We start from the raw sequence: 24,713 nt of genomic DNA on the forward strand, positions 1-24,713 counted from the left end.
GGGCTCCTATTTCAGGAAGTATTCCAGCAACGGGTTGCGGAACAGGATGATGAGTGCGATCACCAGGCAATAGATTGCCAGTGACTCGATCATCGCCAGACCGATGAACAGCGTGCGGCTGATCGGCTTTTCGGCTTCTGGCTGCCGGGCAAGTGCTTCGAGCGCCGCGGCAACGGCACGCCCCATGGCGCGCGCCGGGAAGAACACCCCCAGCGCGATGGCCAGCGCGGCCACGATGGTCGAAACAACGCTGAACAGGTGAAGGTCGCTCATGAGTGCTCCTCAGAAGGGGAAACCGTGGTTGGTTGCTGGCCGGCCTCCAGCGCGCTGCCAATGTAGATCAGGGCCAGCATGCCGAAGATGTAGGCCTGGATCAGCGCTTCGACGACGTGCAGCAGAAGCAGTGGCACCGGCACCAGCAGCCCTGCAACCAGCAGCACCAGCATGGCCGCCATTTCCAGGCTCATCATGTTGCCGAACAGCCGGATAGCCAGGGCGATCGTGCGCGTGATCTCGCTGATCAGGTGGAACGGCAGCAGGATGGGGTTTGGGGCAAGGTAGTGGCGCAGGTAGACTTTCCAGCCGCACGCGCGTACGCCGAAGACGTGCACAGCGGCAAATACCGTGATCGCCAGGGCGCTGGTGACTGACAGGTCGCGCGTCGGTGAAACCAGTCCGGGCACCAGGCCAAGCAGGTTGGCCAACAGGATGAACAGCCACAGCGTGCCGACGAATGGCAGCACACGTTCCACGTGCGTTGCGCCTACCACTTCGGCGACGGCATCGTGCATAAGCTGGTAGGCCGCTTCGACGATGACTGGAAGTCCGCCGGACGTGAGCGCAATTCTCTGACGCAGCACCAGCGCCAGCGCAACCAGGCACGCGGTCACGCCGAGCGAGAGCAGTAGTGGTGCGGTGAACACCAGGCGATGGAAGTGCCAGACGATGACGTTGTTCATCGGTCGTGCGAACGAAAGAACAGAATGACGTTGACCACGCCGACCAGCAGTCCAAGCAGGATCAGGTTGACGGTCCAGCGAACGGAATACCCCGACAACTGCTCGTCCAGCCAGCGCCCTAGATAAGCGCCGACGATCACGGGGACCACCAGCAGCAATCCCACCGTCCCGCCAATGACGAGCAGGCCGACAAGGCCAGCAGGCCGTGCATCCCGCAGTTGCTTCACCTGGCGGGCAAGGGTGCGGCGAAGGTTGTCGTCTTCCTGGCTCATGGCACCGCCCGGGCAAGTTCCTGCATGCGCTTGTACAGAACGAATTCGAGTTGCAGCCGGCTCTCGCGCGTGCTGATGCGAAGCTGGTTCTCGTTCTCCAGAAGTTCATCGAAAACTGACTGCAGTGCTGCCGGGTTCGGCCCGAACAGAAAGCGGCCGCTGACGATGCGCACGGCGGTGTGCTCGTGCAGCGTCCGGCAGTGAAGCATGCCGCCGAGGCTCGCGCCGAAGCTCCAGTCCGGCGCCTTGCGCGTCCGATAACGAAACAGTCCAGGCTCGATCACAGTCAGCAGGTCTGCATGACCGGCCTGCACGCCGAACGCGCCGCTTGCGTCGGTAGCGATCAGGCTGGTGGTGTCGTCGATATCGACAGCCCGATGGCCGTCCAGCATCGTGAGCGTGAAGGTTCTCATGACGGCATGGCTCCACGCATATAGCAGGCTTGTTCGGTCAGCGCGTCATAGGCGCCGTCAAGAAAGCGTTCGCAGTCACCAAGCATGGTCTCCAGCGGTACGGTCACGCCGGGCATCCCGGTATGGTCGGCAACCACCTGGAACGGCTGGGTCAGGTAGCGCTGCAGCCGCCGCGCCCGCGTCACGATGCGACGGTCATCCTGCGACAACTCGTCAACGCCGAGCATCGCGATGATGTCCTCGAGTTCCTTGTAGCGTGCCAGGTGTTCGCGTACGGCCAACGCCGTGCGATGGTGGCGCTGGCCGATCAGGCGCGCGTCCATCAGGCGGCTGGTGGATGCCAGCGGATCAACCGCCGGGTAGACGCCTCGGGCAGCCTGTTCACGCGCCAGCACCACCACGGCATCCAGGTGAGGCCGGATTGCGGCCACCGACGGGTCGCTCATGTCGTCGGCAGGCACATAGACCGCTTGCACCGCGGTGATCGCGCCCTGGACAGTAGAGAGGATGCGCTCCTCGAGGCTTGCCACTTCGGTCTGAAGCGTTGGCTGGTAGCCGACGGTGGACGGCATGCGCCCCAGCAGCCCGGAGATCTCCGTGCCGGCCTGGACGAAGCGGAACAGGTTGTCCATCAGGAACAGCACTTCTGCGTGGCCGGCCTCGCGGAGCGCCTCGGCGCAAGCGAGCGCGCTGAACCCGGTATGAAAGCGCACGCCTGGGGTCTCATCCATTTGCCCGAAGACCATGACCGAGCGGTCCATGACGCCAGCCTCACGCATTTCGTGCCAGAGTTCGTGGCCCTCGCGAATGCGCTCGCCAACGCCGGCGAAGACCGAAACGCCGCGATACAGCTTGCCCACCGCATGCATGAACTCCATCATCAGGACCGTCTTGCCCACCCCGGCACCGCCAAATAATCCGGTCTTTCCGCCGCGCACGAACGGACAAAGCAGGTCAACTGCCTTGATGCCAGTGGGCAGGATTTCCTCGGCAGGCAGTGTTTGCGCAAGCGGCGGCGGTGCCGCAATCACCGGGCGCCTGGTGGCGGAGGATATCGGCGGGCCACCGTCCAGCGGATTGCCCAGTACGTCCATCAGGCGACCCAGTGTCGCTGGACCCGCCGGCACGGACAACGGCGCGCCGGTATCCAGAACCATCATGCCGCGAGCAAGACCTTCCGTGGCTTGCAGGGCAATGGCACGCACGGCGTTTTCGGAGATGTGCTGGGCGACGACCATGACCAGCTCGCGCGCGTCGAAGTGGGCTGTCAGCACATGGCCAAGCTGGGGCAGCGGTGTGCCAAGCACATCGACCACGGGGCCATGTATGGCCAGGACGCGATAGGCCAAGTTACTTGCGCTTGCCATGTCTGCACGGGCATTCGCCTTCTCATTCTTCCCGGCGATTGCGCCGGGGCTTGTCCGGGTTCGTGTGCGTTCCAGAGGCCATGCTGATTCCCGTGCCCGGTGTTGACGGTGGCAGCGGCTGCGAGACCGGACAAGAAGTCTGGCAGGTTGACCGCAGGGCAACTATAGAAAATGACATGCCATGATGCTTGATACGTATCAAGCTCAGCTGGTCGAGCCTGCCCGGAACCCCGCTCTTCGGAGCAAGCGCCAGGCGCATACCGCATCCGCAGGAGTCGCAGCCATGAAGCCCAGTCCCGTTCCCAGAAGCGTGGTCATCATCGGCGCCGGCATTGCCGGCCTGTGCGCCGCGGTCTACGCGCGCAAGTGCGGATATGCCGTCACCGTGCTTGAACAGCACGAACGCCCCGGCGGACTCGCCACCAGTTGGCAACGCGGCGGCTATACGTTCGACGCTTGCCTGCACTGGTTGCTCGGCTCGAATCTGCACGACGCCATGCACGCGTTATGGCGCGAAGTGTTCGACATCGACCGTCTGCACTTCGTCTATCCGGAAGAATGGATTCGCGTGGAAGGCGAGCAGGGCAAGCATCTGTCGATCTACTCGAATATCGATCGGCTCGAAGCCGAGTTGCTGCGGCACGCGCCGGAGGACGAAGCGCACATCCGCGAATTCGTACACGCCGTGCGCAGCCTGAGCCACTGCCCGCTGCCGTCATTGAGCGGCGCCTGGCGGGACCGCATCATGACGGGGCTGCAGTTGCTCCCCCGCATGCCTCTTCTGCAAAGCCTTTCGCACATCACCGCCGAGGCCTATGGCAAGCGGTTCAACGACCCGCTGCTGCGGGGCTTCTTCGGTGAAGGGGAGAATGCGCAACTCGCGGTGCTCGCGCTCGTCTTCGCGCTCGCGTGGGTCAGCAACCGGAATGCCGGCTATCCGACCGGTGGCTCGCAGGCGGTGATCGGGCCGATTGCGCAGAACCTGCAGCGGCTCGGTGGCGTGTTGCGCACAGGCGCGAGCGTCAGGCAGGTGCTCGTCAACGACGATACCGCAGTCGGGGTGCAGCTTGATGACGGCGAGCGCATCGATGGCGACTGGGTGATCTCCGCCGGCGACGGACATGCAGCCATCTACGATTTGCTCGACGGGCGGTACGTCGGCCCGCGCATGGATCACGTGTTTCGCGCGTACAAGCCGTTTCCCTCGTTCCTGCAGGTGAGTTTGGGCGTTGCGCGCGATCTTTCGCAGCATTGCGGATACGTGATGCGGCTACTTGATGAGCCGCTATCCGTCGACCCGCAAACGGTGCTGCATCAGATCGCCTTCCGGCTGTTCCACTACGATCCGACCTTCGCGCCCGCCGGCAAGACTGCCGTGACCTGCACGATCCCGACGCGCAACAACGTGTACTGGTCGCACCTGAGCGAGCACGAGCCGCAACAATACGAAGCGGAGAAGCAGCGCGTGGCGAACAGCGTGATCGCGATATTCGACACACACGCCCCCGGCGTGCGTGACGCGATAGAGGTGGTCGACGTGTCGACACCCGCCACCGTGGTCCGCTGCACGCGTAACTGGCAGGGCAGCATGGAAGGCTGGCTGCTCACGCCAGAGACGGGTGTACGGCCGTTGCCGCCCACGTTGCCCGGCTTGCGGCAGTTCCTGATGATCGGACAGTGGGTCATGCCGGGCGGCGGCCTGCCATCCGGCCTGATCACTGCGCGGCGAGCGGTGCGCCGCCTGTGCCGGCAGGATGGCGTTGCTTTCGCACCGGAGGATTCAGGCGGCGGTGGGCTCGGCAACGGGTGATGCCACCTGCGGCGTATTCATCAGCGCGTCCAGGCCGGCACGGTCTACCACCTCTTTCTCCAGCAGCAGGCCGGCGAGCAGGTCAAGCTTTTCCCGTTCGGCCGCAAGCGTTTGCCGGACCCGCTCGGCGGACTGCGCGAGCGTGCGGCGGATTTCCTCGTCGATGGCCTGCGCTGTCTGTTCGCCGTACTCGCGTTCCGGCCGCGACATCGCAGCGGTCATTGGCAGCATGTTGGCGCCCGTGCGTTCGTAACACGGCAGGCCGAGCGACTCGCTCATCCCGTATTGGGTGATCATCTGGCGCGCGATGTCGGTGGCCCGTTGCAGGTCGTTCTCAGCGCCGGTGGAAACATCGCCAAATACGATCTGCTCGGCAACGCGACCACCGAGCAGCACGTCGAGCCTGTCCAGCAGCTCGCTGCGCCGGAGCAGGTAGCGATCCTCCGTGGGCGTCTGCTGCGTATAGCCCAGCGCCGCCACGCCGCGCGGGATGATGGATACGCGCGACACCCGGTCCGCGTGTGGGCGATGCTCGGCCACCAGCGCGTGCCCGGCCTCGTGGTACGCAATTGTCTGCTTCTCCAACGGGATCATGATCCGGTTGCGCTTCTCCAGGCCGCCGATGATGCGGTCCAGCGCCTCGTCGAAGTCGTCCGAATCGACGGCTGACTTGTTCTTGCGCGCGGCCAGCAACGCGGCCTCGTTGACGAGGTTGGCCAGGTCGGCGCCGGCGAATCCCGGTGTCCTGGCGGCCAGTTGGCCAAGTTCGACCGAGGGTGCCAGGCTGACATTGCGCACGTGCACCCGCAGAATCTGCTCGCGGCCTTTCAGGTCGGGACGGTCCAGTACCACATGGCGGTCGAAGCGGCCGGGGCGCAGCAGTGCGGCGTCAAGAATCTCGGGGCGGTTCGTCGCCGCCATGATGATGACCCCCTTGTTGGTGTCAAAGCCGTCCATCTCCACCAGCAGCTGATTCAGGGTCTGCTCGCGTTCATCCTGGCCGCCGGCAACGTTAAGGCTGCGCGTCTTGCCGAGCGCATCGAGCTCGTCGATGAAGATGATGCATGGCGCGCGCTGCTCCGCCTGGGCGAACAGGTCGCGCACGCGCGCGGCGCCGACGCCGACAAAGAGTTCCACGAACTCCGATCCGCTCATGCTGAAGAACGGCACACCGGCCTCGCCCGCAACGGCGCGAGCCAGCAGCGTCTTGCCGGTGCCCGGCGCGCCAAGCAGCAGCACACCCTTGGGGATCTTGCCGCCCAGGCGACGGTAGCGGTCTGGTGTCTTGAGAAAGTCGACGACCTCCATCAGCTCGCCCTTCGCTTCGTCAATTCCCGCGACATCCGCGAACGTGACGCCGGTCTGCTGCTGCAGATAGACCTTGGCCTTGCTCTTGCCGATCTCCATCAGCCCGCCGCCGAAGCCACCGGCGCCGCCGATACGGCGGATCAGGAGGCTCCAGATGCCGAAGAAGATCATCACCGGCACCACCCAGGACAGCAGCGTACCGATCCACCGCGCGTCGGCCTGGCCGGAATAGCGCACGTGCGCGGCGTCAAGGTCGGCGATGAGCCCTGGATCGTTCACGCGAACCGCCGTGAACACGTGCTCGGGTTCCTTGGCCAGTTTGAGGGTCTCCGCGCGGTCCGGCGGCAGAACCTTTTCCACGCCCGTCGTCAGCAGCGTCCCGCTCAGCGCCGTCTCGCCCAGCGTGACTTCCCGGATATTGCCGGCCTTGAGCAGCGCCTTGAATTCGCTATAGGCGAGGGTGTTGACACCAGCCTGGCTTATGTAGAGCTGAAGCATCAGCGTGGCCACACCGGCAATGATGAGGTACCAGAGCGAGAACTCCTGTTTTTTGCTTTCCATGGCGGTTCCATCAAGAACCCGGTTGCGCGCGTATGGCGCCGGCGTGAGCGGCGCCACGGGGCCGGTTCAATCGTGTCTCAGGTCGACGCCGAAGCCGCCCGCCAGTTCGCAATCGACGATGCCGGCCGCGTAGGCGAAGAGCCAGTCCTCGGCTTCCCGCAGCGTCGCGGGTGACCGTGGCCAGTCCGGTGTGAACCGGACACCGATGCCGTCGCTGGACGCCATGATCTGCACGCGTCCATTGGGTTTTCCGGGCTCGATCACGTCCGGTAGAAGCAGTTCGATGTGATATCCCTTGTAGGATCGGATTGTGGTTTGCATTTGCATCTCGGCAGGTTAAGCAGGCCCCCGTTCCGGACGGGGCGGATGGCCGGACATGCCGTGATCGCATTACCGGAGATCGTATTCGCGCATCACCTCAGTGGTGACGGCCCTTGCGGCGGGCAGGCATGCGTGGTCCACGCCGGGGAATGATTCGATGGACCAGTTGCAGCCGCCGTTTGCCGTGGGATCGACCCGACTCGGAAGCGGAATGGCGCAGTCGCGGCACGCGTCGCCAAGGTCTGGGCTTCCCAGCAGTCGCCGCAGAATTTCATCGCGGATCTGTTCCGCACTGCCAATGTTCTTGATCATGTGAATGTCTCCATGATGATGTGGTCAAGGCCTGGAAGGCCTACAGAAGCCAGTTTTCGTCCTTGGCCGGATAGCCGACCGTCTGTGACAGGATGGGCACCTCGTCCTCGTTCAGGGACATGTGCTCGGCAAGCTGTTGCCGGTTCAGCCAGCCTCGAATGACGGTGCCAAGACCTGTCGAGGCGCAGTACAGGTAGACGTTCTGAGCCATGGCGCCAGCCGAGGCTGCGGCGAAGGTCTCGCGCAGCTTCGGAGGCATATCCTGCATGCGGCCATGGTTCACCACGTAGATGAGGTCAAGCGGGGCCATGCCGACGAAATCCTGGTAGCCCGTCAGGCTGCGCACGTCCTCAGCCAGTTTTAGCTGCAGGTAGTGATGGACGGGGTCATAACGGTACAGGCCCGATGGCAGGGCCGCGTAGACGTCGATGACATTTTCGCCGTGGGGAGTTGGCGCCGTGCGTCCGCCGCCTTGCGGCCGGTTGACACCGTCCGCCGCCCACAGCAGTTCACTGAGCAGGGTTGGTGGCAGTGCCTGTTCTTCGAATGTGCGTGTGCTCTTTCGTTGCCACAGGGCGCCCATCAAGGGAAGGCCCGATGTCCTGTCCGGCTCGGGTAGCGCGATGAGTTGCTCGCTGGTACCCACGGCTGGCCGGGGCAACGCTTTCAATGGTTGATATGGGAGACGCTTCAAATCATTCATCGCCGCCTCGCAACGGTGGTTTCCAGGGTGCGGCATACGTCGTGCACAGCGCCGCATACTGACCAATCTAGGCGCTGTGCCGTGCGATCGATTGCGCTCCATCAAATCTCGGTGGCCTCTGTCACATGTCGCGCGGCGAGACCTTGTCACAAAGGCGGAGTCTGTGGCCCTTCGATCTGGGGATGATCGGCAGGCACCACGCAGATGCGCTCCGCCGAGGTGAGCGGGTCGCGCGTGCGCAATTGCCGCGCCAGCACCGCGAGATCGGCATCGGAGGGGTCCTGGCGAGCCAGTGCACGCGCCTCGATGCGGGCGCGCAGTGTCTCAACGGGGGCTTCGCAGTCGACAATGCAAAACGGCACGCCAAGCCGGCGTGCCTGGCTGGCGAAACGATCGCGCTGGTGACGGGAAAGGAACGTCGCGTCGGCGATCATCGGGAAGCCGGCCTTGCAGCCGACCCGGCAGATCGCCAGCAGCCGTCGATAGGTGCGCTCGGTCACGCTGTCCGCATACCAGCCTTCTTGCGGCGGGTTGCCGTGGCGCAGCCGCTTGCGTTCGACGTCCGAGCGCACGCGCACCATCCCGCCAGTCTCGCTCATCCGTGCTGCAACGGTGGACTTGCCGCTGCCGGAAAGGCCGTGCATCACCGCCAATGGCGCCGCCGGAAGGGTCAGGTATTGCTGCGCCAGCGCGAGCAGGCTGTGACATTCATCGCGTGCCAGATCCATTGCCTCGCCTTCGGCGCGCTTTTGCGCTGCGCGTTCCAGCAGCACGCGCGCACGCACGACTGCCCGCATGGCGACGTAGAACGGAAGCAAGATCAGTCCGGAATAGTCGCCGGTCGCTTCCAGGTAGCCATTCAGCAGGCGGTAGGCGAAATCCCGCCTGCCGCGATGCAGCAAGTCCATGATCGGGAAGGCGAGATCGCTCATGGTGTCGATCCAGCGCAGGCGCGGATCGAATTCAAGGCAGTCGAACGGTGTCGGGGTGCCGTCCAGCAGCACGATGTTGCCGAGATGCAGATCGCCATGACACTCGCGCACGTGGCCATTGCGCAGTCTTGCACCGAAGCAGCCGCGCAGTGCTGCCGCCCTGGCGTGCATCGTGTGTGTGACCTGATCCACAACATCGCGCGCGGTGGGCAGGCGGGCCAGGCCGCCAAGGCACTCGGCAATCGTGGCATCGATGCTTGCTGGCGTGCCAAAGCCATCCTGAGGGGCGGCATGTGGCTGGCCACGGTGAAAGGTGGCAAGGCTGCTGGCCAGTGCATCGATGTGGGCAGGACACAGGCGGCCCGCCTTGATCGCTTCGACGAGCAGATCCTCCTGCGAAAAGCGTCGCATCCTGACGGCAAACTCAAGCGGCGAGCCATGGCCGCCCACAATGACGGAGCCGGGCCTTTTGCCGGCAACGATTGGGGTGACGTCCAGGTAGAGATCGGGGGCAAAGCGGCGGTTCAGGCGCAGTTCGGTTTCGCAGTCCGCGTGGCGCGCCTCGGCACTTGAGAAATCCACGAAATCGAACTTCACGGGTTTGCGGACCTTGTAGGCGAACGGGCCGGCAAGGAACACCCGCGAGATGTGGGTTTCGATGACACGAACGTCCTGCACCGGATGGGGGTAGGCGGCTGGCTGCCGCAAAGCCCCGGTCAATGCCGCATCGTCCATGTATGCTCCCTGGGCCATGGCCGGGCGACCGGGCTGTCGCCGCCGCACGGGGCCGCTCCCCCCGATGTTATGCCGCAAGCTGTTCCAAATGGCTGCCAGCGCGCCGGTCCGTGTTCCGCTGGTCCGCACGCCCTGCGCGCAGATCGGACAGGATCCCGACGATGGCCAGCAACGCGCGCCATGGGTGCTTCAGAAGCGCCTGCACCTGATCGCTGCGGCTCTCGCCGAAGAGGCACCACGTACAGAAGTGCTCGCAGTTGTTGGTAAGAAGGCGGTAATCGTCCTCACCGAGACGCGATGCCGCGCGCCGCACCACCTCCGCGCCGAGGTACCTGGCCTGCGAGGTGGTCTGGACCCGGAATCCGAAGCCACCGGAAAAATCCGCCAGGGAGGTCTTCTCGACCGGACCGCTGCGCAGGAAACGCTTGAAGCCGACATAGTGCACCACCTCTCCGTTGCCAGCATAGATGCCATGATGGACATAACCGCGGCGCTCCGTGATCAGATGCATCCCAGGCAGAAGCGCCATCGCCAAAGCCTGCAGATGGTCACTCAGGCCGATGTTCTTTGTGTATTCGTTCATCGCTCGCCCCTTCCATCCCTCGTGCCGAAGCGGACTCCCGCTCCCACGCCTGAAGTATCGGCAAGGCGGGGCGCGCTCGAAATCATCCTGGTCTGAGAGTGCCGTCCGTTCCCGTCTGTCAGTCATGTCGTCCGGTTGGGTGGCGCGATGTCTGACGATGACACTGGAGTGTCAGGGATTGCCTACCCGGGAAGAGGCTCCGGATGACGTGGGCCGGGCGACGTCCTCGGCGGTGCCGGTCTTCCTGGCGAAATCCGTGCCTGTCTGAACACCAATTCCCGGCAGGGGCTAGCTGGCTTGACGGCACGCAAGGTATTCGCTGAAACGGCCGCGCCTTCGTGCGCTGACTCCTATAGTTCCGTCCGCAAATCGCAGCGTACTTCCGCCGGATATCGCCTCCAGAAGGGGCGGGTTTGGTGGATCGGGGAGACAGAGATGCTTAGTCCGCACGAAATCGCGGCACTGATAGTGCTTGGCGGCTCCGATCAGGGCAGGGAGCTTGATCCGGCCGATGTCAGCGCCCTCGTTTTGCGAGAGCTCGTCCGGCTTGAGGCGTCGGCACCTGGCGGAGAACGAGCGCAAGTGACGAATAAGGGACTGCGCATCCTGGATGCCGTCGCGCGCCGAAATCCGGTGCAGGCCGCCAGCCTTTGAGTCGGCGGCATTGCGTCAGGGCCTGCCACGGGTGACGCCGTGGTGCCCTGGCGCGGAGGTTCCGCGTAGAAGGTTCAGCGTAGAAGGTTCAGAGGAACAACGGCTCCTTGCTTCCCTCGATGCTTTCGTGTGCCCTTTCCCGCTGGAGGATGCTGGCGAGCAAGGCCCAGTCGGCCCCCAGCGCGCGGATGGCGTCATCCATCGACAGTACCCCCAACACCGTACGAAGCTCGCTCAGCACAGCGACGCGGCGTACGCCGTGAGCCAGCATGGTTCGCAGGGCATCGCTGACTGCCGCGTTCCCGTCGACCGTCACGACGCCCAGGGTCATCACGGTTGCCACGGGTGTGCTGCCGCAATCGGCGGCATTGGCCAGACCATGCACGATGATGTCGCGTTCGGTCACGACGCCGTTCACGCGCAGTCCGGTGGCGGTGCGCTCCGTGACAAATAGTGCGCCGGTATGGCGATCCCGCATGTGGCGGGCGGCCTCCAGCAGGCTGCACGATGCCGGTACATGGAACATGCGGCGAGAACAGACTTCCTCGACTCTCATGACAGGCTCCCGACGACGATCTGAGGGGGTCAGTCCTTCGCTTCGCTATGGATAAGAAGGATCGGTCTGAAAGTCTTGCTGACGACGCCCTCGGACACGCTGCCCATGACGATGCGCTTGATGCCGCGGCGGCCGTGTGTGCCAAGAACAATCAGATCGGCGTTCCATGTGTCGGCTTCCGCGACGATGGTGGCGGAGATCTTCCCCGGCGAGATGGGTTTCTCGAACAGTCTGCTCGAACAGCGGATACCGGCTTCGGTCAGGCGTGCGCTGGCTGCCTTGAGCACGTCACTCCCGAACGACGCGATATTTTTCATCAGGGCTTCATTGTTGGTGTGGGCGACTTCGAAGAACAGGTCACTATCGTCCGCTACGAAAACTACCTGGACCTCCGCACCCATCGCCTTGGCGACTGTGATGGCTTGGCTCAGGGCGAGATCGGACGAATGACTGCCGTCTACTGCAACCAATATGCGTTGGTACATGGTGAGCAACTCCGTGGCAAGGGAATACAGGCGCATGGGTGCGGCCGATTTGAGGGTAGTGGCCTGTGCATCGCCGGAGTTGACGGACATCAAGGCTTATTGCGCCCGGCGTTGCAACCCGTTTGCCGTGATCTGGCCAGACCCGGCCCGGTCGAGGTACGGAAGGCGGGGTTGACTTCCATCAACTGCCAGTGCAGGAGCCCCCCTAAATTGGAACCACGGCCATCCAGGCCGATGGAGTAAAGCCATGCGCTACGACAGCATCCTGGTGCATCTCGATACCACCCGGGCCTCCATGCGGCGCCTGGACCTGGCGGCCCGCCTGGCGGTGGCCAACGAATGCCGGTTGATTGCCCTGTTTGCGGGGTTCGTGCCCGACCCGGCGTGGTATGGAGTTGTGCAAGGCGCAGCGCAATTCGTGGCGGAGGAGGTCGAGCGGCGCCACCGCCTTCGCGACGAAGTGCGGTGCCGGTTCGAGGACGCCGTCAGGGCGTTACCCGTGCAAGCCGAGTGGCGTACGGTGGAGACCGAGCCCGTGATGATGGCGCTGCGCGAAGCCCGTGAAGCCGCGCTGATTGTTGCGGGGCAGCACGATCCCGGCGATATCGAAGGCTTCGTTGCGCATCAGTTCCTGGAGTCCCTGATTCTCGAAACCGGCAGGCCGGTGCTTGTGGTTCCCTTCACGGGGGATTTCCCGACGGTTGGCACGCGGGTCCTGGTGGCGTGGAACGGCAGCAGGGAAGCAACGAGGGCCTTGCACGATGCGATCCCGCTGATCACAGGGGCCCAGGCGACGATCCTGAGCGCCCAGACCGTGCCCGACGAAATCCCTGCGGACGCAACGCCCGCCAGCCACGCGGCCCGGGTCTTGATGCGCCACGGCGTTACCGTCAACGTCGAAAACGCCGTGGGCGGCTCCGACCTGGCGACCGGCGAGTTGCTGCTGTCGCGCGCGGCGGATTTCAACGCTGACCTGATCGTGATGGGCGCCTACGGCCACGGCCGACTGCGAGAGCTTGTGCTCGGAGGCGTCACCCGCACGCTATTGGCATCGATGACGGTGCCGGTCCTGATGTCGCACTGACCCACGGTGAAGGATGAAATCGTGAACACCTATGCAGGATGTCGTCACCGTCTGGGGTTGGCCGCATGCGTGATGCTGGCAGTAGCCTGTGCCGGCTGCGCGGAGGGCCCCCAATTCCTGAGGCCGCCGAAGCCAAGGGCGAGCACCGCTACGTCGCACGCAGGATGGTCGGAGGCAATGCTGCCTGACGCCGCGCGGCATGGTGCATCCGGGCGGATTGCGGCCCGGCCGCTGGTTTCCAACTCGCCGGATCGGGGGCTGTCATGAAACTGCAGTTCCTGGGCGCCACCGACTGCGTAACCGGTTCCAGGTACGTGCTCGATACAGGCCGCAGCAGGGTCATGGTCGACTGCGGGCTGTTCCAGGGATTCAAGGCCCTGCGCCTGCGCAACTGGGACCCGCTTCCGGTGGATCCCGCCAGCCTCGATGCGGTGGTGCTTACCCACGCGCATATCGATCACAGCGGCTACCTGCCCTTGCTGGTGCGCAATGGCTTCAGGGGGCGCGTGTTCTGCACGATGGGCACCGCGCAGCTATGCGGCATCCTGCTGCCAGACAGTGCCGCGCTGGCCGAGGAAGATGCGATTTACGCGAACCGCAAGGGGTTTTCCCGGCACCATCCGGCGCTGCCGCTATACACGAGTGCCGATGCTGCCCGGGCGTTGCGCAGGCTCGAGCCGGTTCCTTATGGGACTCGCTGTTCGGCAGCGGCCGGCGTGGATGTGGAGTTCCACCGGGCCGGTCACATCATTGGCGCAGCTAGCGTGACCGTGCATGTTGACGGTCAGCGTATCGTGTTCTCGGGTGATCTTGGCCGGCAACGGGATCTAGTGATGCTTGCGCCCGAGCCCGTGCGCGAGGCCGACTGGCTGCTCGTGGAGTCCACCTACGGGGACAGGCTTCATCCGGCCGAGGATCCTTTGGACACGCTGTGCGACGTCGTCCAACGCACGATCGGGCGGGGCGGTACGCTCGTGATCCCTGCGTTTGCGGTTGGCCGCACCCAGTCGTTGTTGTATTGCCTGTATCGGCTACGCGAACTCGGGCGCATACCGGACGTTCCCGTCTACCTCAACAGTCCGCTGGCGGCGGAAGCTACCAAGATCTTCGCGCGACACGCCGAGGAACTGCGTATCGATCGCGCGGCCTGCACCGCAGCCTGCGCGCTGGCGACGCCCGTGCAAAGCGTCGACCAGTCCATCTGGCTGAACCGCGACCGTACACCGAAGATCATCCTCGCGGGCAGCGGCATGGCGACGGGCGGCCGGGTGCTGCATCATCTGGAGAGCTTCGGACCCGATCCCCGCAATACCATTCTGCTGACCGGATTCCAGGCCGCCGGTACGCGCGGTGCAATGCTTGCCGCTGGCGGGCGCGTGGTTCGCATGCATGGCAAGGATATCGGCGTGCGGGCTGACGTGGCCCAGATCCAGAACCTTTCCGCGCACGCCGACGCGGCGGAGTTGATGACCTGGCTGAAAGGATTCGGCGGCGCGCCGCGCGGCACGTTTGTCGTGCACGGCGAGCCGCACGCCAGCGATGCCATGCGGCAGCACATCGAGCGGGAACTCCGCTGGCCCGTCACGATGCCGGAGTACCGGCAGTCCTATTCGCTGGAATGAGCGGCCTGGCGGCCGCCGCTGGCTGCCGGCAGAAGCCCGGCCTCATGCAGGAACTCGGACAGCGCGCGATAGTTCGCCGCCAGAATGCCTTCGACGTCCTGAAGGTCCTGGATCGAGTAGGTCAGTTCCCGGTCGTCGCGCGACATCTGTCGCTCGCTTGGTTCATCGAGGTCATCCGTGATCGGCCTGATCGTTGCGGGCAGATTCAGGATCCAGTTCGGCTGGATGAGTTCCAGATGCCTGCCCGGGCGCCAGGTGGAATGTGCAATGTCGCGCCACAGGGACATCTGGGTATGGGGAACCAGCAGATACGCACAAATCCGGTCGAACTTGTCCACGGGCGTGCCGTGGTGGCGTAGAAGATCCAGCAGCGCTTCGCGCTTCGCATTGAAATCCAGACGGCGCGTCAGCAGCATGACGTCGGCCCGGCTGGCGCCGGAGACCGCGGACATGACATCCTCCATCAGGATTTCGTGGCGCGCGAACCAGTGCACGATGCCGCCAAAGAGGCGCAGGTGCTGCTCGGTAAGGCAGTCTTCGGAACGTTCAGGCATCTCGGCTCCCCCGTCAGGTAACAGCGGCAACAACGATTGGCTACTGCTCAATCTATGCACGGACCCGGAAAGAGGGTTGATACGCATCAATCCGGGGGGCGTTGCCGATGCAAAGGGGAAAGTGTGGTTCGATGCACAACACCGGGATTCTGAAGAATTCCAGCAACACCCGGCAAGGGATTGCTGGCGTGTGCTCCTCCGATTGCGGACGCCGTTTGCTGCCCTATATTTCGTTCAGATGTGATGACACCGCACCGGAGTCCCGGGCATTGCGACTGGAGGACGTGGCCGCCACGATCGAAAGCGAACCGGGAGACGGATTCCTGCTGATCGTGACCATCCCGCCGCATGGGGTAGAGGCCAAAGCATGACGCGCGTAATGATTGCCGATGATCACGCTGTCGTCCGCGACGGATTGAGACAGATTCTGGAGCGGGCCGGCAGGTTCGAGGTCGTCGCGGAAGCCGCCGACGGCACGCAGGTGCTCTCACTGGTGCGCGAGTCCTCACCGCAGGTGCTGCTGCTCGACCTGTCCATGCCTGGCCGAAGCGGGCTGGAACTGATTCGCCTGCTGCGCGACCAGCATCCGGCGTTACGCATCCTCGTGCTCACCATGCACGCCGAGGAGCAATACATCGTGCGCGCATTCCAGGCCGGCGCGGCCGGCTACCTGACCAAGGAGAGCGCCGCAACCGAGCTGGTCTCCGCCATCGTCAAGGTCGCCAATGGGGAAACCTACGTCAGCATGGCCATCGCCGAAAAAATTGCCACGAGCTTGCAGGACCATCGTGGCGAGGCACCGCACATGCGATTGTCGGACCGGGAGCTGGAGGTGTATCGGCGCCTGGTGCTGGGCGAACCGCTCACCAGTATCGCGTCGGCCCTATGCGTGAGCGCGAAGACCGTCAGCACTTACAAGATGCGCCTGATGGAGAAGATGCAGTTGGCAAGCGACGCCGCGCTGGTGCGATACGCGATGCGCAATCATCTGTTCGACTCCGACGAGGATCTATAAAGTCACTGCGCTAACGCGAACTGTCGTGACCGCGCTGCAATGAGACGTCAACGTCCTCCACGTGGAAGCCGATCGTCAGTTGCATCGGCGTACGCCCGACAGTGATTGGCAACTGACGGACACTGTCCAGATACGCCATGGCCAGGAGATAGCGGCCCGGTGGCAGCTTCATATAGAGAAGCGGACCTTCAGTGCGCACGCGGAGCACGCGTTCATTCCTCTCATCCAGCACCACGATCAATACATCGGAAAGCGAGTTGCCATTCGATTCGTCCGCGAACCGAAGCCGGACGTTGAACCCGGGGGCCAGTGCTTTCATCTGGCTGACGTCGTCGATGCCAACGCCGCCCGAGACGTAGGGGACGCCGCCCGATTCGCGAATCTCGGGCGAGGGCACTTGCGCGTGGACGACGGCGACCGCGACGGCGACCGCCGCCATTGCAACGGCGACTGACTTGACGCAGAACGATGGGTGCATGAGCGGGTGTTTCGTCGGTGAAGCGGATTCGGATGGCCGGGCAGTAATGCCCAACCCTCTTTCGATCGAGCGTAGGCCGTAGGGATTCGGGGAGCTTGATACACATCAATCCCATCTGTTCACCGGAAGCTAGGGTTGATACAGGCAGTCCGGAATGACACGGATTGCCGGAATCGCTCGCATCCAACGCATCGTCGGACCCGTCATGAGACAGATAGACTTCCTGAATCAAGCTCCCTCGTACTGTCCCGCTGGCCCGAGCCTGCAGTGCTCGGTGCGTGTCGACGGGAGCCTGGCGTCGTATGGCGTTACGGCAGAAGCGCTGGAAGATCACTTCGGCGCACGGTCATACCGGTTCGAGGACCTGCTGGCGGCGTATGAGCGCCACAAGCCGGACATTGAATCGGTTGCCAAAAGCCTCTTCGAGTTGACCGGCGCAAGCAACGTCGTGCTGCATAGCGGCCATTTTCGTTTCGCAATTTAGGCATGATGGCCGCGAGCACGCCCACCGCGCCATGCAATGACAATGGGCCGCTGGCATTCCGGCCATTGGGCATCGATACTTGGCAGGAACACGTCGTCTACCTGAACCGCGATTGCGCGGTATGCCGGGCGGAGGGATTTTCCGCGCAGGCTCGTGTCACGGTAAGGATTGGTCAGAGATCGCTGATTGCCACGGTCAACACCGTGGATGCAGTGCTGCTCTCCATGGAGGAGGCCAGCCTTTCCAGGAGCGCCTGCGACCATCTGCAGGCGCGTGCCGGAGATGCCGTATGGATCAGTCATGCGCCGTCGCTGGAATCGTTGCGTGACGTGCGCAGCAAGATCTTCGGCCATCGTCTGGACCGTGCACAACTGGCTGCGGTTGTCACGGACATCGCGGCGGAACGCTATTCGGACGTTCACATTGCCGCATTCCTCGCTGCCTGTGCCAACGGCCGCATGAGCCTGCGTGAAACGGCCGATCTGACGCGTGCGATGGTCGAGGCGGGCGAGACCCTGCAATGGGCCACACCGATAGTGGCCGACAAGCACTGCGTAGGCGGCGTTCCGGGTAATCGCACGTCGCCGATTGTGGTGGCGATTGCCGCGGCGGCCGGGTTGCTGGTGCCCAAGACTTCGTCACGTGCGATTACATCGCCAGCGGGTACGGCGGACACCATGGCCGTTCTGACCCGCGTGGCCCTCGATGCCAGGGAAATGAGGCGAGTGGTGGAGCGTACCGGCGCGGCACTGGCCTGGGGCGGCGCATTGTCTCTGAGCCCCGCAGACGATCTGTTGATCCGGGTGGAGCGCGCACTGGCGCTCGACAGCGATGCACAGATGGTGGCTTCCATTCTCTCGAAGAAGATTGCCGCCGGTTCCACACATGTATTGATCGATGTCCCGGTAGGACCGACGGCAAAAGTGCGCAGCTTGCAGGACCTCGGACGCCTGCGTGCGATGCTCGAACACGTCGGTGAGGTGTTTGGCTTGCATCTGGCCATCGTCCAGAGCGACGGCAGGCAGCCCGTCGGACGCGGGGTCGGGCCGGCGCTCGAAGCGCGCGATGTGCTCGAGGTGCTCCAGTGTGCGCCGCAGGCGCCGGTTGATCTGCGCACGCGCAGCATCATGCTGGCCGGCGCCTTGCTGGAGCTTTGTGGTGTGTGCCGCGAAGGGGAGGGGGGGGAAGAGGCTGAAAGGATACTTTCACGTGGCGCGGCGTGGCAGAAGTTCCAGGCAATCTGCGAGGCCCAGGGTGGGCTGAGAACCCCCGGTGAGGCAGTCTTCCGCCACGATATCCTGGCCGACCGTTCCGGGCAGGTGCACGAGATCGACTGCCGGCGCATCGCGCGCGCTGCGCGGCTGGCCGGCGCCCCCGAGCACCCTGAGGCGGGCATCGAGATGAAGGTGCGCCTGGGCGACAAGGTGACGGCCGGCCAGACACTGTTCACCTTGAATGCACAGGCTTCCGGGGAGCTTGCCTACGCTACCGCCTTTGCGGCGCAGCATCCCGCAGTCCGGATCGATGACGACTGAAGCGGGGCGCTGCCGGCTCCGCTGAGAATTTCTGTCGATGTCCTATCGAATGCGCAGGTTGTTGATCACCTGCGAGACGCCGGGCGCGGACCACGCAGCCCCGGCTGCTGCCCGTCGCTCCGCCAGCGAGTCCACGGTGCCCTCGAGCGTGACGACGCCAGCCTCGGCCTTGACGTGGATGTGCGAGGCTTCACGTTCGGCATGCCTGCGCAAAGCCGCATCAATCTTGCCCTCGATATCCTCGGGCGCGAGGCGCGGGGTGATCCGGATATCGTTCAGGACACCGTTGACGCCGCGGATCAGGCTCACCACATGCTCGGCGGTGTGGCGCTGGTAGCCCCACTGGACATCGCCGGACAATGTCACCCAACCTTTCTCCACGTGAAGCCGGATGTCATCCGCCGGAACGTGCACATACGCCTGCAGCGCTTCGCGGCACGCCTTGGCAAGCGCCTCATCTCCGGCCTCCATCTGCTGCCCGACGTTCAGCTTCACAATGACGCCCTTGACGCCTCCGACTCGCTCGGCCGCGCGTTCCGCCGCCAGCTTCTCCGGCAGATTCCTGACATGCCCGGTGAGGGTGATGTAGCCGTTCTGCGCCTCGACGCCGATGCCGGCGGCAGCGATGGACGGATCCCACTCGAGTTCGTCGCTGACATCCTTCTTCAGTTGCAAGTCGGTCTTCATAGCACTTCTCCTGCATCGATCGTCATTGCAGCGAGCGCAAGGATGCCGCCGGTAGCGCGACGCGCGCAGCGGCGACAGTCCCTGCGAGGTTCGCGACGATGGTCAGCGAATGCTGATCTTTCGTTGCGGTGTGGCTTCGGCCTTGGGCAGCAAGACGCGCAGTACGCCATCCTCGTAGCTGGCGTCCACCTTGCTTTCGTCCACCGGCGTATCCAGGGTGAACGCCCGCTGCATGCTGCCGCTGTAGCGCTCACGCCGGATCACGCGCTCACCTTGCTTCTCTTCGCTGGCTTTCTCGACCTTGGCCGAGATCATCACCGTGCCGCGCTCCACGGAAACACTGATGTCTTCCTTCTTCGCGCCGGGGATTTCGGCAACCACGGTGTAGTCCTTGTCGGACTCCGTCACATCTACCTTGAAGGCGAATCCGGGCTCTCCGCTTCCACGCATTGCGCGCAGCATGCCCTGGAACATGTCGCCAATCGGCTCGATGGAGAACGGATCGTAAAGACGGATGTTGCTCATCGTGATCTCCTGCTGGATTGAGTTGGCAGAGGTCATGCCTCGTGCGAATTCATACTGGCACGCAGCATCCGGAGCCCCTTGCGCTGGATCAACGGAGGCAGGGGGCTGTGCTGCACCGCTGCCGGGTGGCCTGCGGCGATGCAGGTGAGATCACATGTAGTCGGGAGACCTTGAGGGGCGGAGATTGTCGCAGGCAGACATTGGCCTGCCTGCATCGGGATCAGTGACAGGCAGGTGCCAACGCGCTTTGCGTGCGTTCGTCGCCATCGCCGTAGCGATGGATCTCGACCGTCAAGTGCACGATTTCTTCGTGAATGCTGAGTGCGTGCCTGATCTTTGCGGCTGACAAGGCCGCGTCGTCCGTGACCAGGCTGAGGGCACACGAGAACTTCTCCTTGCCCACGCGCCAAACGTGAAGATCGACCAGTTGCGTGGCACTGTCTCCCACGTTGAACGTCGCCAGGACCTCACGGATCTCTTCGACGACGTCGTGATCCATCTCGCGATCCAGCAGGACCACGCCGGTCTGCCGCAGCAAGCCGAATGCCCAGGCGCCAACGAGCACAGCACCCACTATGCCCATCACCGGGTCAAGCCAACTCCAGCCAAACAGCCAGCCGCCGCCCAGCGCAAGAATCGCCAGCACAGAAGTGGCGGCGTCCGCCAGGACGTGTACGTAGGCCGACCGCAGGTTCAGGTCATGATGCTTGTGCTCGTGGTCATGGTCGTCGTGCGCATGTGCGCCATGGTGCTGGCCGTGATGGTGTCCATGGCCATGGTCGTGCGCGCCACCGAGGATGAGAGCGCAGGCAAGGTTGACCACCAGTCCGATGACCGTGACGGCCATCGCTTCCTTGTAGTGAATGGCCTGCGGCGTAATCATGCGCTCAACGGAACCAAACACCATCAGCGCGGCGATGCCGAGCAGGAAGACAGCGCTCGCGAAGCCGGCCAGCACTTCAATTTTCCAGGTGCCGAAGGCAAAGCGCGCGTCGTTCGCATAGCGGCGAGCGGCGGCATACGCGAAGGCGCTAAGCCCGATGGCCAGCGCATGCGAGCTCATATGCCAGCCATCGGCCAGCAGGGCCATGGAGTTGAACCAGAGGCCCGCCGCGATTTCCACGAACATCATGGCTGCGGTGATCAGCATGACGAGCCGGGTACCCCGCTCAGCGGCGTGATTGCCGGTATCGAACACGTGGGAGTGCGTCCACCGGGATAGATCCTGAGTTTGCATGGTAATGACTGAGAAGGTGCTGTGGTCCTGTTCGTCCTGGCGGCGCCAATCCTTACTTGAAATAGCTCCGAACCACCTCGATGAGCACCTCGCGGGAATCGCCTTCGCCGTCGTTCCTGTCAGGCTCGGCGTCGACAAGGTGGCAACGGATGTGCTCTTCCAGCACGACGCTCAGTAGGCCGTTCATGGCGCCACGGCAGCTTGTGATTTGCTGCAGGACGTCCAGGCAACCCTTCTCCTCATCGAGGGCGCGCTCGATGGCATCGATCTGCCCGCGAATGCGGCGCACGCGGTTGATGAGCTTCTGCTTGTCGTGGATGGTGTGGCTCATGACAGGTAAGGCTGAAATAGTATAGGGGGGGATACTATCAGATCCTGACTGCCATGAGCTTTGCGCGAAGCTGGAGAGGGAGGGTAATCCGGCCGTACAGCCCTATGTAAGTAATGTCTAATTCACATTGCCATCCCGTCTCCGCGTGCCGTCATTCTGGGGATCGCCCCTCCGCTACTTCTGGTATCCGTGCGGCGTGACGATGTTGAACGCCGGATCGAATGTGTCGAGCATGCCGAACAAACCGGCCACCGCCTGCGGGTTGCCGTCGATGCGGATCGCTCCGGACTGCATCGCCTGCGGCAACGTGATTTGCTTCAGGCTGATCTGGTCCAGCGTGGCCTTGGTCAGTGTGATCGTGGCAGTTGGCTGCGCGTGCTGGGCTTCGGCCACGTAGGTCAACGCGCTGTTACGCAGCGTCATGGCGTAGCGCTGCTTCAGGTCGGTGAACTGCCAGTTCAGCGTCATTGTCTTGCCGGCGGCCTTGTCCGCGTTCAGGCGCACGGCCAGATAATCGAAGAAGTTCGGTACCGTCAGCGCGCGCACCAGGTCAGGTGAGCCAAGCGGGGCGGCCCGTTTCTTGTCGACGCCGTTGCGCAGTTCCTGCGCGCCGCTCAGATAGATATTGCGCCAGGTTGCGTTCTCGCTCTGGTAGCCGAGTTGCTCCAGCGCGTCGGCCTGCAGCGCGCGGGCTGCCGCATTGGACGGGTCGGCGAAGACCAGCTCGTTGCCGATCTGCACGACCCAGCGGTAGTCGCCCCGTGCATAGGCGTCGCGCGCCTTGGCCAGTACGGCGTCGGCACCGCCCATCCATTCGATCGTCTTTTTGGCCGACTCCTCGGGCGGCAGCGGGTTCAGGTGGGCCGGGTTGCCATCGTAGAAGCCAAGATAGCGTTGATAGACGGCGCGTACGTTATGGCTGACAGAGCCGTAGTAATCGCGTGCGTACCACTTGCTGGCCAGCGGCTCGGGCAGGGTCTTGAGCGTGTCGGCGATTTCCAGCGGTGTCAGCCCCTGGTTCATCAGCCGCAGCGTCTGGTCGTTGAGGTATGCATACATGTCTCGCTGGTCGGACAGCATCTCCACGATCCGTGCGTGGCCCCAGGTGGGCCAGTGATGCTGGCCGATCAGCACATCGGTCCGGTCGCCATAGCGCAGCAACGCCTGGCTCAGGAAGTAGGACCACCCCTTCGCATCACGTACCTGCGCGCCGCGTAGCGTCAGCAGGTTGTGCTGGGTGCGCACCGCGTTCTCGGCAATGCATAGTGTGCGGAACTGCGGAAGGTAGATGTTCATTTCCGCAGGCGCTTCCGTGCCCGGCGTGAGCTGGAACTCGAAGTCGACGCCGTCGATGCGGCGTGTTTCGATCGGCTTGGTGATCGACGTGGTGGGTGCCAGCAACGTGATCGTGCCGCGCGCGGTTGCCTTGCCCAGGCCGGTGTCGACCTGGCCGGTGGCGCCAGTCGGCAGGTTGGTGCCGTACATGAACTGCGCGCGGCGGCCCATGGCGCCGCCCGCCAGCACGTTCTCGCTGACCGCTTCGTCCATGAAGCCGTTTGGCGCAATGATTTCCACCTTGCCGGCCTTCACGTCGGCCTCGCTGACGATGCCGCGCACGCCGCCGAAATGGTCGACGTGGCTATGCGTGTAGATGACGGCCACAACGGGTTTGTGCGGGCGATTCGCGTAATAGAGGTCGAGCGCCGCGCGGGCCGTCTCCGCCGTCAGCAGCGTATCGATGACGATCAGACCGGTATCGCCTTCGATGATGTTCATGTTCGCCAGGTCGGCGCCCCGGATCTGGTAGACGCGATCCGTCACCTTGAACAGGCCAGCCTCGTTGTTCAGCTGGGCCAGGCGCCACAGGCTCGGATTGACGGTGGGCGGCGCATCGGCCGCGGACTCGAACGCGTAGGCGCCAAAATCCCAGGCCACCCTGCCGTCGGCAGTCTTGATCGTGCGCTCCGGAAAGCGTGCCACCAGGCCGCGCTGCGCGTCCGCATAGTCGGCCCGATCGGCAAACGGCAGCTTCCGCAGCCATTCGGCATTCGACTGTTCGGTGATCGGTGTGGCGGGATTCGGGCCGGCCAGCGCGACGGACATCGTCAGCGCGGCAGAGGCAAAGACGGTGAAGCGGGCAAGACGCATTGCGTGGACTCTGGGCGATTGGGTTGGGAAAGCGTCTATTGGATGCGCCGGCTGCCTATAATTCAATTGCAAATTTCGTATCGCAGCAATGCATTTGTCGCATACATGAACCTGAAACGACTAGAGCATCTGGTTGCAGTGGCGGAGGAGGGCTCGCTGGCGGCTGCGGCGCGTCGCGTGCACTTGAGCCAGCCGGCGCTGACGCGGAGTATCCAGACGCTGGAGGAAGAAGCCGGCGCGGTGCTGTTCGACCGCGGCACGCGTGGCGTGACGCTGACGGCCGTGGGGCGCATGGTTACCGAGCGCGCGCGGCGCATCCTGTTTGAGTCGCACTGCCTGACCCGCGACCTGACGCTGGTCAGGCAGCACGAGATCGGCAGCGTTCAGATCGGGCTCGGCGCATTTCCGGCGGCCATCCTGCTGCCGGAGATGCTCTGCGCGCTTCATCGGCAATGGCCGAAGCTGCGCATTGCCACCGAAGTCAGTCATCCCCAGGCGTTGCTGGACGCCCTGCGGGCCGAGCGGATCGATTTTGCGGTTGTCGAGCACAGCACGGTGCCGACAGTGGCCGAACTCAAGGTGCAGCGGCTGCCGGCGGAGGCGGGTGGCATGTTCGTCAGGGCGGGGCATCCGTTGGCGGGGCGGGCCGTTTCACTGCAAACGCTGCGTGAGGCGGCGCTGGCATCGGTCGTGTTCCCGCCCGAGACGCACGAGCGGCTGCGCAAGCTGCTGCGCTGCAAGCCTGGCCAGGAGTTGCCGTTCCAGGTCGAAAGCAACGACTTCCGGGCCCTGACACACCTCGCGAAGCATGCCGACGCCGTGCTGCTGGCGCCTGCACGCGCCGTGCGGGAAGAGTTGGAGGCTGGGCGGCTGATTCCGCTTGATGTGCCCGAGATGCCCGAAGTGCCAATGCAGTTCGCAATCGTGCGGCTGGCGCAGCGGACGCTGTCCCCGGCCGCAGAGCGGGCGGTGGCCGCCATCGTGGCGGTGGCATAAAGAAAAAGCGCTCCGTGGTGGAGCGCTTTGGTCGCAGCTTTGGTCG

Annotated in this window: 29 protein-coding genes; 9 read left to right on the plus strand and 20 right to left on the minus strand. The window is 64.0% G+C overall.

Annotated features, from left to right (window positions below; genetic code table 11):
* Window positions 1-6: 6 nt before the first annotated feature.
* From atpE to atpD, 5 genes are read right to left on the minus strand one after another with little or no spacing between them, the layout of a single operon-like run.
* Window positions 7-273 (minus strand): ATP synthase F0 subunit C, encoded by a 267-nt coding sequence (atpE, locus tag B552_RS0106510; RefSeq protein WP_019448200.1) that lies wholly within the window; start codon window positions 271-273, stop codon window positions 7-9.
* Window positions 270-959 carry a F0F1 ATP synthase subunit A gene (locus B552_RS0106515; protein WP_019448201.1) on the minus strand — a complete coding sequence of 230 codons (690 nt, stop codon included), beginning with the start codon at window positions 957-959 and terminating at the stop codon, window positions 270-272. The genes atpE and B552_RS0106515 overlap by 4 nt, the downstream gene beginning before the upstream one ends.
* Window positions 956-1,231: an AtpZ/AtpI family protein gene (locus B552_RS0106520; protein WP_019448202.1), complete on the minus strand. Its 276-nt coding sequence runs from the start codon at window positions 1,229-1,231 to the stop codon at window positions 956-958. Before B552_RS0106520 ends, B552_RS0106515 begins: the two co-directional genes overlap by 4 nt.
* A complete protein-coding gene (locus B552_RS0106525; RefSeq protein ID WP_019448203.1) occupies window positions 1,228-1,644 on the minus strand; it encodes a hypothetical protein in 417 nt (138 codons plus the stop codon). The genes B552_RS0106520 and B552_RS0106525 overlap by 4 nt, the downstream gene beginning before the upstream one ends.
* Window positions 1,641-3,011: a F0F1 ATP synthase subunit beta gene (gene atpD / locus B552_RS0106530; protein WP_019448204.1), complete on the minus strand. Its 1,371-nt coding sequence runs from the start codon at window positions 3,009-3,011 to the stop codon at window positions 1,641-1,643. Before atpD ends, B552_RS0106525 begins: the two co-directional genes overlap by 4 nt.
* Window positions 3,012-3,294: 283 nt before the next feature.
* On the opposite strand from atpD, the gene B552_RS0106535 reads away from it, so the two are divergent.
* Window positions 3,295-4,821, plus strand: coding sequence for an NAD(P)/FAD-dependent oxidoreductase (locus B552_RS0106535; RefSeq protein ID WP_019448205.1), 1,527 nt, complete (start codon window positions 3,295-3,297; stop codon window positions 4,819-4,821).
* Here the strand turns inward: B552_RS0106535 and ftsH are convergent.
* From ftsH to B552_RS0106565, 6 genes are all read right to left on the minus strand, one after another.
* A complete protein-coding gene (gene ftsH / locus B552_RS0106540; protein WP_019448206.1) occupies window positions 4,792-6,690 on the minus strand; it encodes an ATP-dependent zinc metalloprotease FtsH in 1,899 nt (632 codons plus the stop codon). The two genes, B552_RS0106535 and ftsH, sit on opposite strands and share 30 nt — an antisense overlap.
* A 66-nt stretch (window positions 6,691-6,756) precedes the next feature.
* Entirely contained in the window at window positions 6,757-7,011 is a 255-nt protein-coding gene (locus B552_RS0106545) for a hypothetical protein (protein ID WP_019448207.1), read from the minus strand.
* A 69-nt stretch (window positions 7,012-7,080) separates the two neighbouring features.
* On the minus strand, window positions 7,081-7,323 hold the full coding sequence (locus tag B552_RS0106550; protein ID WP_019448208.1) for a hypothetical protein: 243 nt from the start codon (window positions 7,321-7,323) through the stop codon (window positions 7,081-7,083).
* A 40-nt stretch (window positions 7,324-7,363) separates the two neighbouring features.
* Window positions 7,364-8,026 (minus strand): nitroreductase family protein, encoded by a 663-nt coding sequence (locus tag B552_RS0106555; RefSeq protein ID WP_026035389.1) that lies wholly within the window; start codon window positions 8,024-8,026, stop codon window positions 7,364-7,366.
* 146 nt (window positions 8,027-8,172) lie between these two features.
* On the minus strand, window positions 8,173-9,693 hold the full coding sequence (locus tag B552_RS0106560) for a bifunctional aminoglycoside phosphotransferase/ATP-binding protein (RefSeq protein ID WP_019448210.1): 1,521 nt from the start codon (window positions 9,691-9,693) through the stop codon (window positions 8,173-8,175).
* Between the two features lie 67 nt (window positions 9,694-9,760).
* Window positions 9,761-10,276 (minus strand): lecithin retinol acyltransferase family protein, encoded by a 516-nt coding sequence (locus B552_RS0106565; RefSeq protein ID WP_019448211.1) that lies wholly within the window; start codon window positions 10,274-10,276, stop codon window positions 9,761-9,763.
* Between the two features lie 435 nt (window positions 10,277-10,711).
* On the opposite strand from B552_RS0106565, the gene B552_RS0106570 reads away from it, so the two are divergent.
* Complete coding sequence (locus B552_RS0106570) at window positions 10,712-10,930, plus strand: hypothetical protein (RefSeq protein ID WP_019448212.1); 219 nt, start codon at window positions 10,712-10,714, stop codon at window positions 10,928-10,930.
* An 88-nt stretch (window positions 10,931-11,018) separates the two neighbouring features.
* On the opposite strand, the gene B552_RS0106575 is transcribed toward B552_RS0106570, so the two are convergent.
* Both B552_RS0106575 and B552_RS0106580 read right to left on the minus strand, forming a co-directional pair.
* Window positions 11,019-11,486 (minus strand): CBS domain-containing protein, encoded by a 468-nt coding sequence (locus B552_RS0106575; protein ID WP_026035390.1) that lies wholly within the window; start codon window positions 11,484-11,486, stop codon window positions 11,019-11,021.
* A gap of 29 nt (window positions 11,487-11,515) precedes the next feature.
* Complete coding sequence (locus B552_RS0106580; protein WP_026035391.1) at window positions 11,516-11,971, minus strand: universal stress protein; 456 nt, start codon at window positions 11,969-11,971, stop codon at window positions 11,516-11,518.
* Window positions 11,972-12,218: 247 nt separating this feature from the next.
* On the opposite strand from B552_RS0106580, the gene B552_RS0106585 reads away from it, so the two are divergent.
* A complete protein-coding gene (locus B552_RS0106585; RefSeq protein ID WP_019448215.1) occupies window positions 12,219-13,055 on the plus strand; it encodes a universal stress protein in 837 nt (278 codons plus the stop codon).
* Window positions 13,056-13,318: 263 nt separating this feature from the next.
* Complete coding sequence (locus tag B552_RS0106590) at window positions 13,319-14,677, plus strand: MBL fold metallo-hydrolase (RefSeq protein WP_019448216.1); 1,359 nt, start codon at window positions 13,319-13,321, stop codon at window positions 14,675-14,677.
* On the opposite strand, the gene B552_RS0106595 is transcribed toward B552_RS0106590, so the two are convergent.
* Window positions 14,662-15,231 (minus strand): hypothetical protein, encoded by a 570-nt coding sequence (locus B552_RS0106595; RefSeq protein WP_019448217.1) that lies wholly within the window; start codon window positions 15,229-15,231, stop codon window positions 14,662-14,664. The two genes, B552_RS0106590 and B552_RS0106595, sit on opposite strands and share 16 nt — an antisense overlap.
* 131 nt (window positions 15,232-15,362) lie before the next feature.
* On the opposite strand from B552_RS0106595, the gene B552_RS28795 reads away from it, so the two are divergent.
* Together B552_RS28795 and B552_RS0106605 are read left to right on the plus strand one after the other, a co-directional pair.
* Window positions 15,363-15,602, plus strand: coding sequence for a hypothetical protein (locus B552_RS28795; protein WP_157160202.1), 240 nt, complete (start codon window positions 15,363-15,365; stop codon window positions 15,600-15,602).
* Window positions 15,599-16,246 (plus strand): response regulator transcription factor, encoded by a 648-nt coding sequence (locus tag B552_RS0106605; RefSeq protein WP_019448219.1) that lies wholly within the window; start codon window positions 15,599-15,601, stop codon window positions 16,244-16,246. Before B552_RS28795 ends, B552_RS0106605 begins: the two co-directional genes overlap by 4 nt.
* Before the next feature lie 10 nt (window positions 16,247-16,256).
* Here B552_RS0106605 and B552_RS27265 read toward each other — a convergent pair whose 3' ends face one another.
* Complete coding sequence (locus B552_RS27265; protein ID WP_019448220.1) at window positions 16,257-16,724, minus strand: hypothetical protein; 468 nt, start codon at window positions 16,722-16,724, stop codon at window positions 16,257-16,259.
* A 205-nt stretch (window positions 16,725-16,929) separates the two neighbouring features.
* Between B552_RS27265 and B552_RS0106615 the strand changes: the two genes are divergently transcribed.
* Both B552_RS0106615 and B552_RS0106620 read left to right on the plus strand, forming a co-directional pair.
* Window positions 16,930-17,208 carry a DUF1488 domain-containing protein gene (locus B552_RS0106615; RefSeq protein WP_026035392.1) on the plus strand — a complete coding sequence of 93 codons (279 nt, stop codon included), beginning with the start codon at window positions 16,930-16,932 and terminating at the stop codon, window positions 17,206-17,208.
* A gap of 2 nt (window positions 17,209-17,210) precedes the next feature.
* Entirely contained in the window at window positions 17,211-18,743 is a 1,533-nt protein-coding gene (locus B552_RS0106620) for a thymidine phosphorylase family protein (protein WP_019448222.1), read from the plus strand.
* A gap of 42 nt (window positions 18,744-18,785) precedes the next feature.
* On the opposite strand, the gene B552_RS0106625 is transcribed toward B552_RS0106620, so the two are convergent.
* The 5 genes from B552_RS0106625 to B552_RS0106645 form a co-directional block, all read right to left on the minus strand.
* Window positions 18,786-19,430: a BON domain-containing protein gene (locus B552_RS0106625; RefSeq protein WP_019448223.1), complete on the minus strand. Its 645-nt coding sequence runs from the start codon at window positions 19,428-19,430 to the stop codon at window positions 18,786-18,788.
* 102 nt (window positions 19,431-19,532) lie between these two features.
* On the minus strand, window positions 19,533-19,955 hold the full coding sequence (locus tag B552_RS0106630) for an Hsp20/alpha crystallin family protein (RefSeq protein WP_019448224.1): 423 nt from the start codon (window positions 19,953-19,955) through the stop codon (window positions 19,533-19,535).
* A 220-nt stretch (window positions 19,956-20,175) separates the two neighbouring features.
* A complete protein-coding gene (dmeF, locus tag B552_RS0106635) occupies window positions 20,176-21,192 on the minus strand; it encodes a CDF family Co(II)/Ni(II) efflux transporter DmeF (protein WP_035879524.1) in 1,017 nt (338 codons plus the stop codon).
* Window positions 21,193-21,244: 52 nt separating this feature from the next.
* Window positions 21,245-21,523, minus strand: coding sequence for a metal/formaldehyde-sensitive transcriptional repressor (locus tag B552_RS0106640; protein ID WP_019448226.1), 279 nt, complete (start codon window positions 21,521-21,523; stop codon window positions 21,245-21,247).
* Between the two features lie 174 nt (window positions 21,524-21,697).
* Window positions 21,698-23,671, minus strand: coding sequence for an alkyl sulfatase dimerization domain-containing protein (locus tag B552_RS0106645; protein WP_019448227.1), 1,974 nt, complete (start codon window positions 23,669-23,671; stop codon window positions 21,698-21,700).
* A 105-nt stretch (window positions 23,672-23,776) separates the two neighbouring features.
* Between B552_RS0106645 and B552_RS0106650 the strand changes: the two genes are divergently transcribed.
* On the plus strand, window positions 23,777-24,667 hold the full coding sequence (locus tag B552_RS0106650) for a LysR family transcriptional regulator (protein WP_026035393.1): 891 nt from the start codon (window positions 23,777-23,779) through the stop codon (window positions 24,665-24,667).
* The last annotated feature ends 46 nt before the right edge of the window (window positions 24,668-24,713 follow it).

The organism is Cupriavidus sp. BIS7, assembly GCF_000292345.1.
Classification (GTDB): domain Bacteria; phylum Pseudomonadota; class Gammaproteobacteria; order Burkholderiales; family Burkholderiaceae; genus Cupriavidus.

Bases quoted from the DNA above. Each gene is read 5' to 3' on its own strand.
- B552_RS0106625 (WP_019448223.1), bottom strand. From the start codon at position 19,430: ATGAAGACCGACTTGCAACTGAAGAAGGATGTCAGCGACGAACTCGAG.
- B552_RS0106550 (WP_019448208.1), bottom strand. From the start codon at position 7,323: ATGATCAAGAACATTGGCAGTGCGGAACAGATCCGCGATGAAATTCTG.
- dmeF (WP_035879524.1), bottom strand. From the start codon at position 21,192: ATGCAAACTCAGGATCTATCCCGGTGGACGCACTCCCACGTGTTCGAT.
- B552_RS0106525 (WP_019448203.1), bottom strand. From the start codon at position 1,644: ATGAGAACCTTCACGCTCACGATGCTGGACGGCCATCGGGCTGTCGAT.
- B552_RS28795 (WP_157160202.1), top strand. From the start codon at position 15,363: ATGCACAACACCGGGATTCTGAAGAATTCCAGCAACACCCGGCAAGGG.
- B552_RS0106555 (WP_026035389.1), bottom strand. From the start codon at position 8,026: ATGAATGATTTGAAGCGTCTCCCATATCAACCATTGAAAGCGTTGCCC.
- ftsH (WP_019448206.1), bottom strand. From the start codon at position 6,690: ATGGAAAGCAAAAAACAGGAGTTCTCGCTCTGGTACCTCATCATTGCC.
- B552_RS0106650 (WP_026035393.1), top strand. From the start codon at position 23,777: ATGAACCTGAAACGACTAGAGCATCTGGTTGCAGTGGCGGAGGAGGGC.
- B552_RS0106615 (WP_026035392.1), top strand. From the start codon at position 16,930: ATGAGACAGATAGACTTCCTGAATCAAGCTCCCTCGTACTGTCCCGCT.
- B552_RS0106590 (WP_019448216.1), top strand. From the start codon at position 13,319: ATGAAACTGCAGTTCCTGGGCGCCACCGACTGCGTAACCGGTTCCAGG.
- B552_RS0106565 (WP_019448211.1), bottom strand. From the start codon at position 10,276: ATGAACGAATACACAAAGAACATCGGCCTGAGTGACCATCTGCAGGCT.
- B552_RS0106585 (WP_019448215.1), top strand. From the start codon at position 12,219: ATGCGCTACGACAGCATCCTGGTGCATCTCGATACCACCCGGGCCTCC.
- atpD (WP_019448204.1), bottom strand. From the start codon at position 3,011: ATGGCAAGCGCAAGTAACTTGGCCTATCGCGTCCTGGCCATACATGGC.
- B552_RS27265 (WP_019448220.1), bottom strand. From the start codon at position 16,724: ATGCACCCATCGTTCTGCGTCAAGTCAGTCGCCGTTGCAATGGCGGCG.
- B552_RS0106570 (WP_019448212.1), top strand. From the start codon at position 10,712: ATGCTTAGTCCGCACGAAATCGCGGCACTGATAGTGCTTGGCGGCTCC.
- B552_RS0106630 (WP_019448224.1), bottom strand. From the start codon at position 19,955: ATGAGCAACATCCGTCTTTACGATCCGTTCTCCATCGAGCCGATTGGC.
- B552_RS0106575 (WP_026035390.1), bottom strand. From the start codon at position 11,486: ATGAGAGTCGAGGAAGTCTGTTCTCGCCGCATGTTCCATGTACCGGCA.
- B552_RS0106535 (WP_019448205.1), top strand. From the start codon at position 3,295: ATGAAGCCCAGTCCCGTTCCCAGAAGCGTGGTCATCATCGGCGCCGGC.
- B552_RS0106595 (WP_019448217.1), bottom strand. From the start codon at position 15,231: ATGCCTGAACGTTCCGAAGACTGCCTTACCGAGCAGCACCTGCGCCTC.
- B552_RS0106580 (WP_026035391.1), bottom strand. From the start codon at position 11,971: ATGTACCAACGCATATTGGTTGCAGTAGACGGCAGTCATTCGTCCGAT.
- B552_RS0106560 (WP_019448210.1), bottom strand. From the start codon at position 9,693: ATGGACGATGCGGCATTGACCGGGGCTTTGCGGCAGCCAGCCGCCTAC.
- B552_RS0106645 (WP_019448227.1), bottom strand. From the start codon at position 23,671: ATGCGTCTTGCCCGCTTCACCGTCTTTGCCTCTGCCGCGCTGACGATG.
- B552_RS0106545 (WP_019448207.1), bottom strand. From the start codon at position 7,011: ATGCAAACCACAATCCGATCCTACAAGGGATATCACATCGAACTGCTT.
- B552_RS0106605 (WP_019448219.1), top strand. From the start codon at position 15,599: ATGACGCGCGTAATGATTGCCGATGATCACGCTGTCGTCCGCGACGGA.
- atpE (WP_019448200.1), bottom strand. From the start codon at position 273: ATGAGCGACCTTCACCTGTTCAGCGTTGTTTCGACCATCGTGGCCGCG.
- B552_RS0106640 (WP_019448226.1), bottom strand. From the start codon at position 21,523: ATGAGCCACACCATCCACGACAAGCAGAAGCTCATCAACCGCGTGCGC.
- B552_RS0106620 (WP_019448222.1), top strand. From the start codon at position 17,211: ATGATGGCCGCGAGCACGCCCACCGCGCCATGCAATGACAATGGGCCG.
- B552_RS0106520 (WP_019448202.1), bottom strand. From the start codon at position 1,231: ATGAGCCAGGAAGACGACAACCTTCGCCGCACCCTTGCCCGCCAGGTG.
- B552_RS0106515 (WP_019448201.1), bottom strand. From the start codon at position 959: ATGAACAACGTCATCGTCTGGCACTTCCATCGCCTGGTGTTCACCGCA.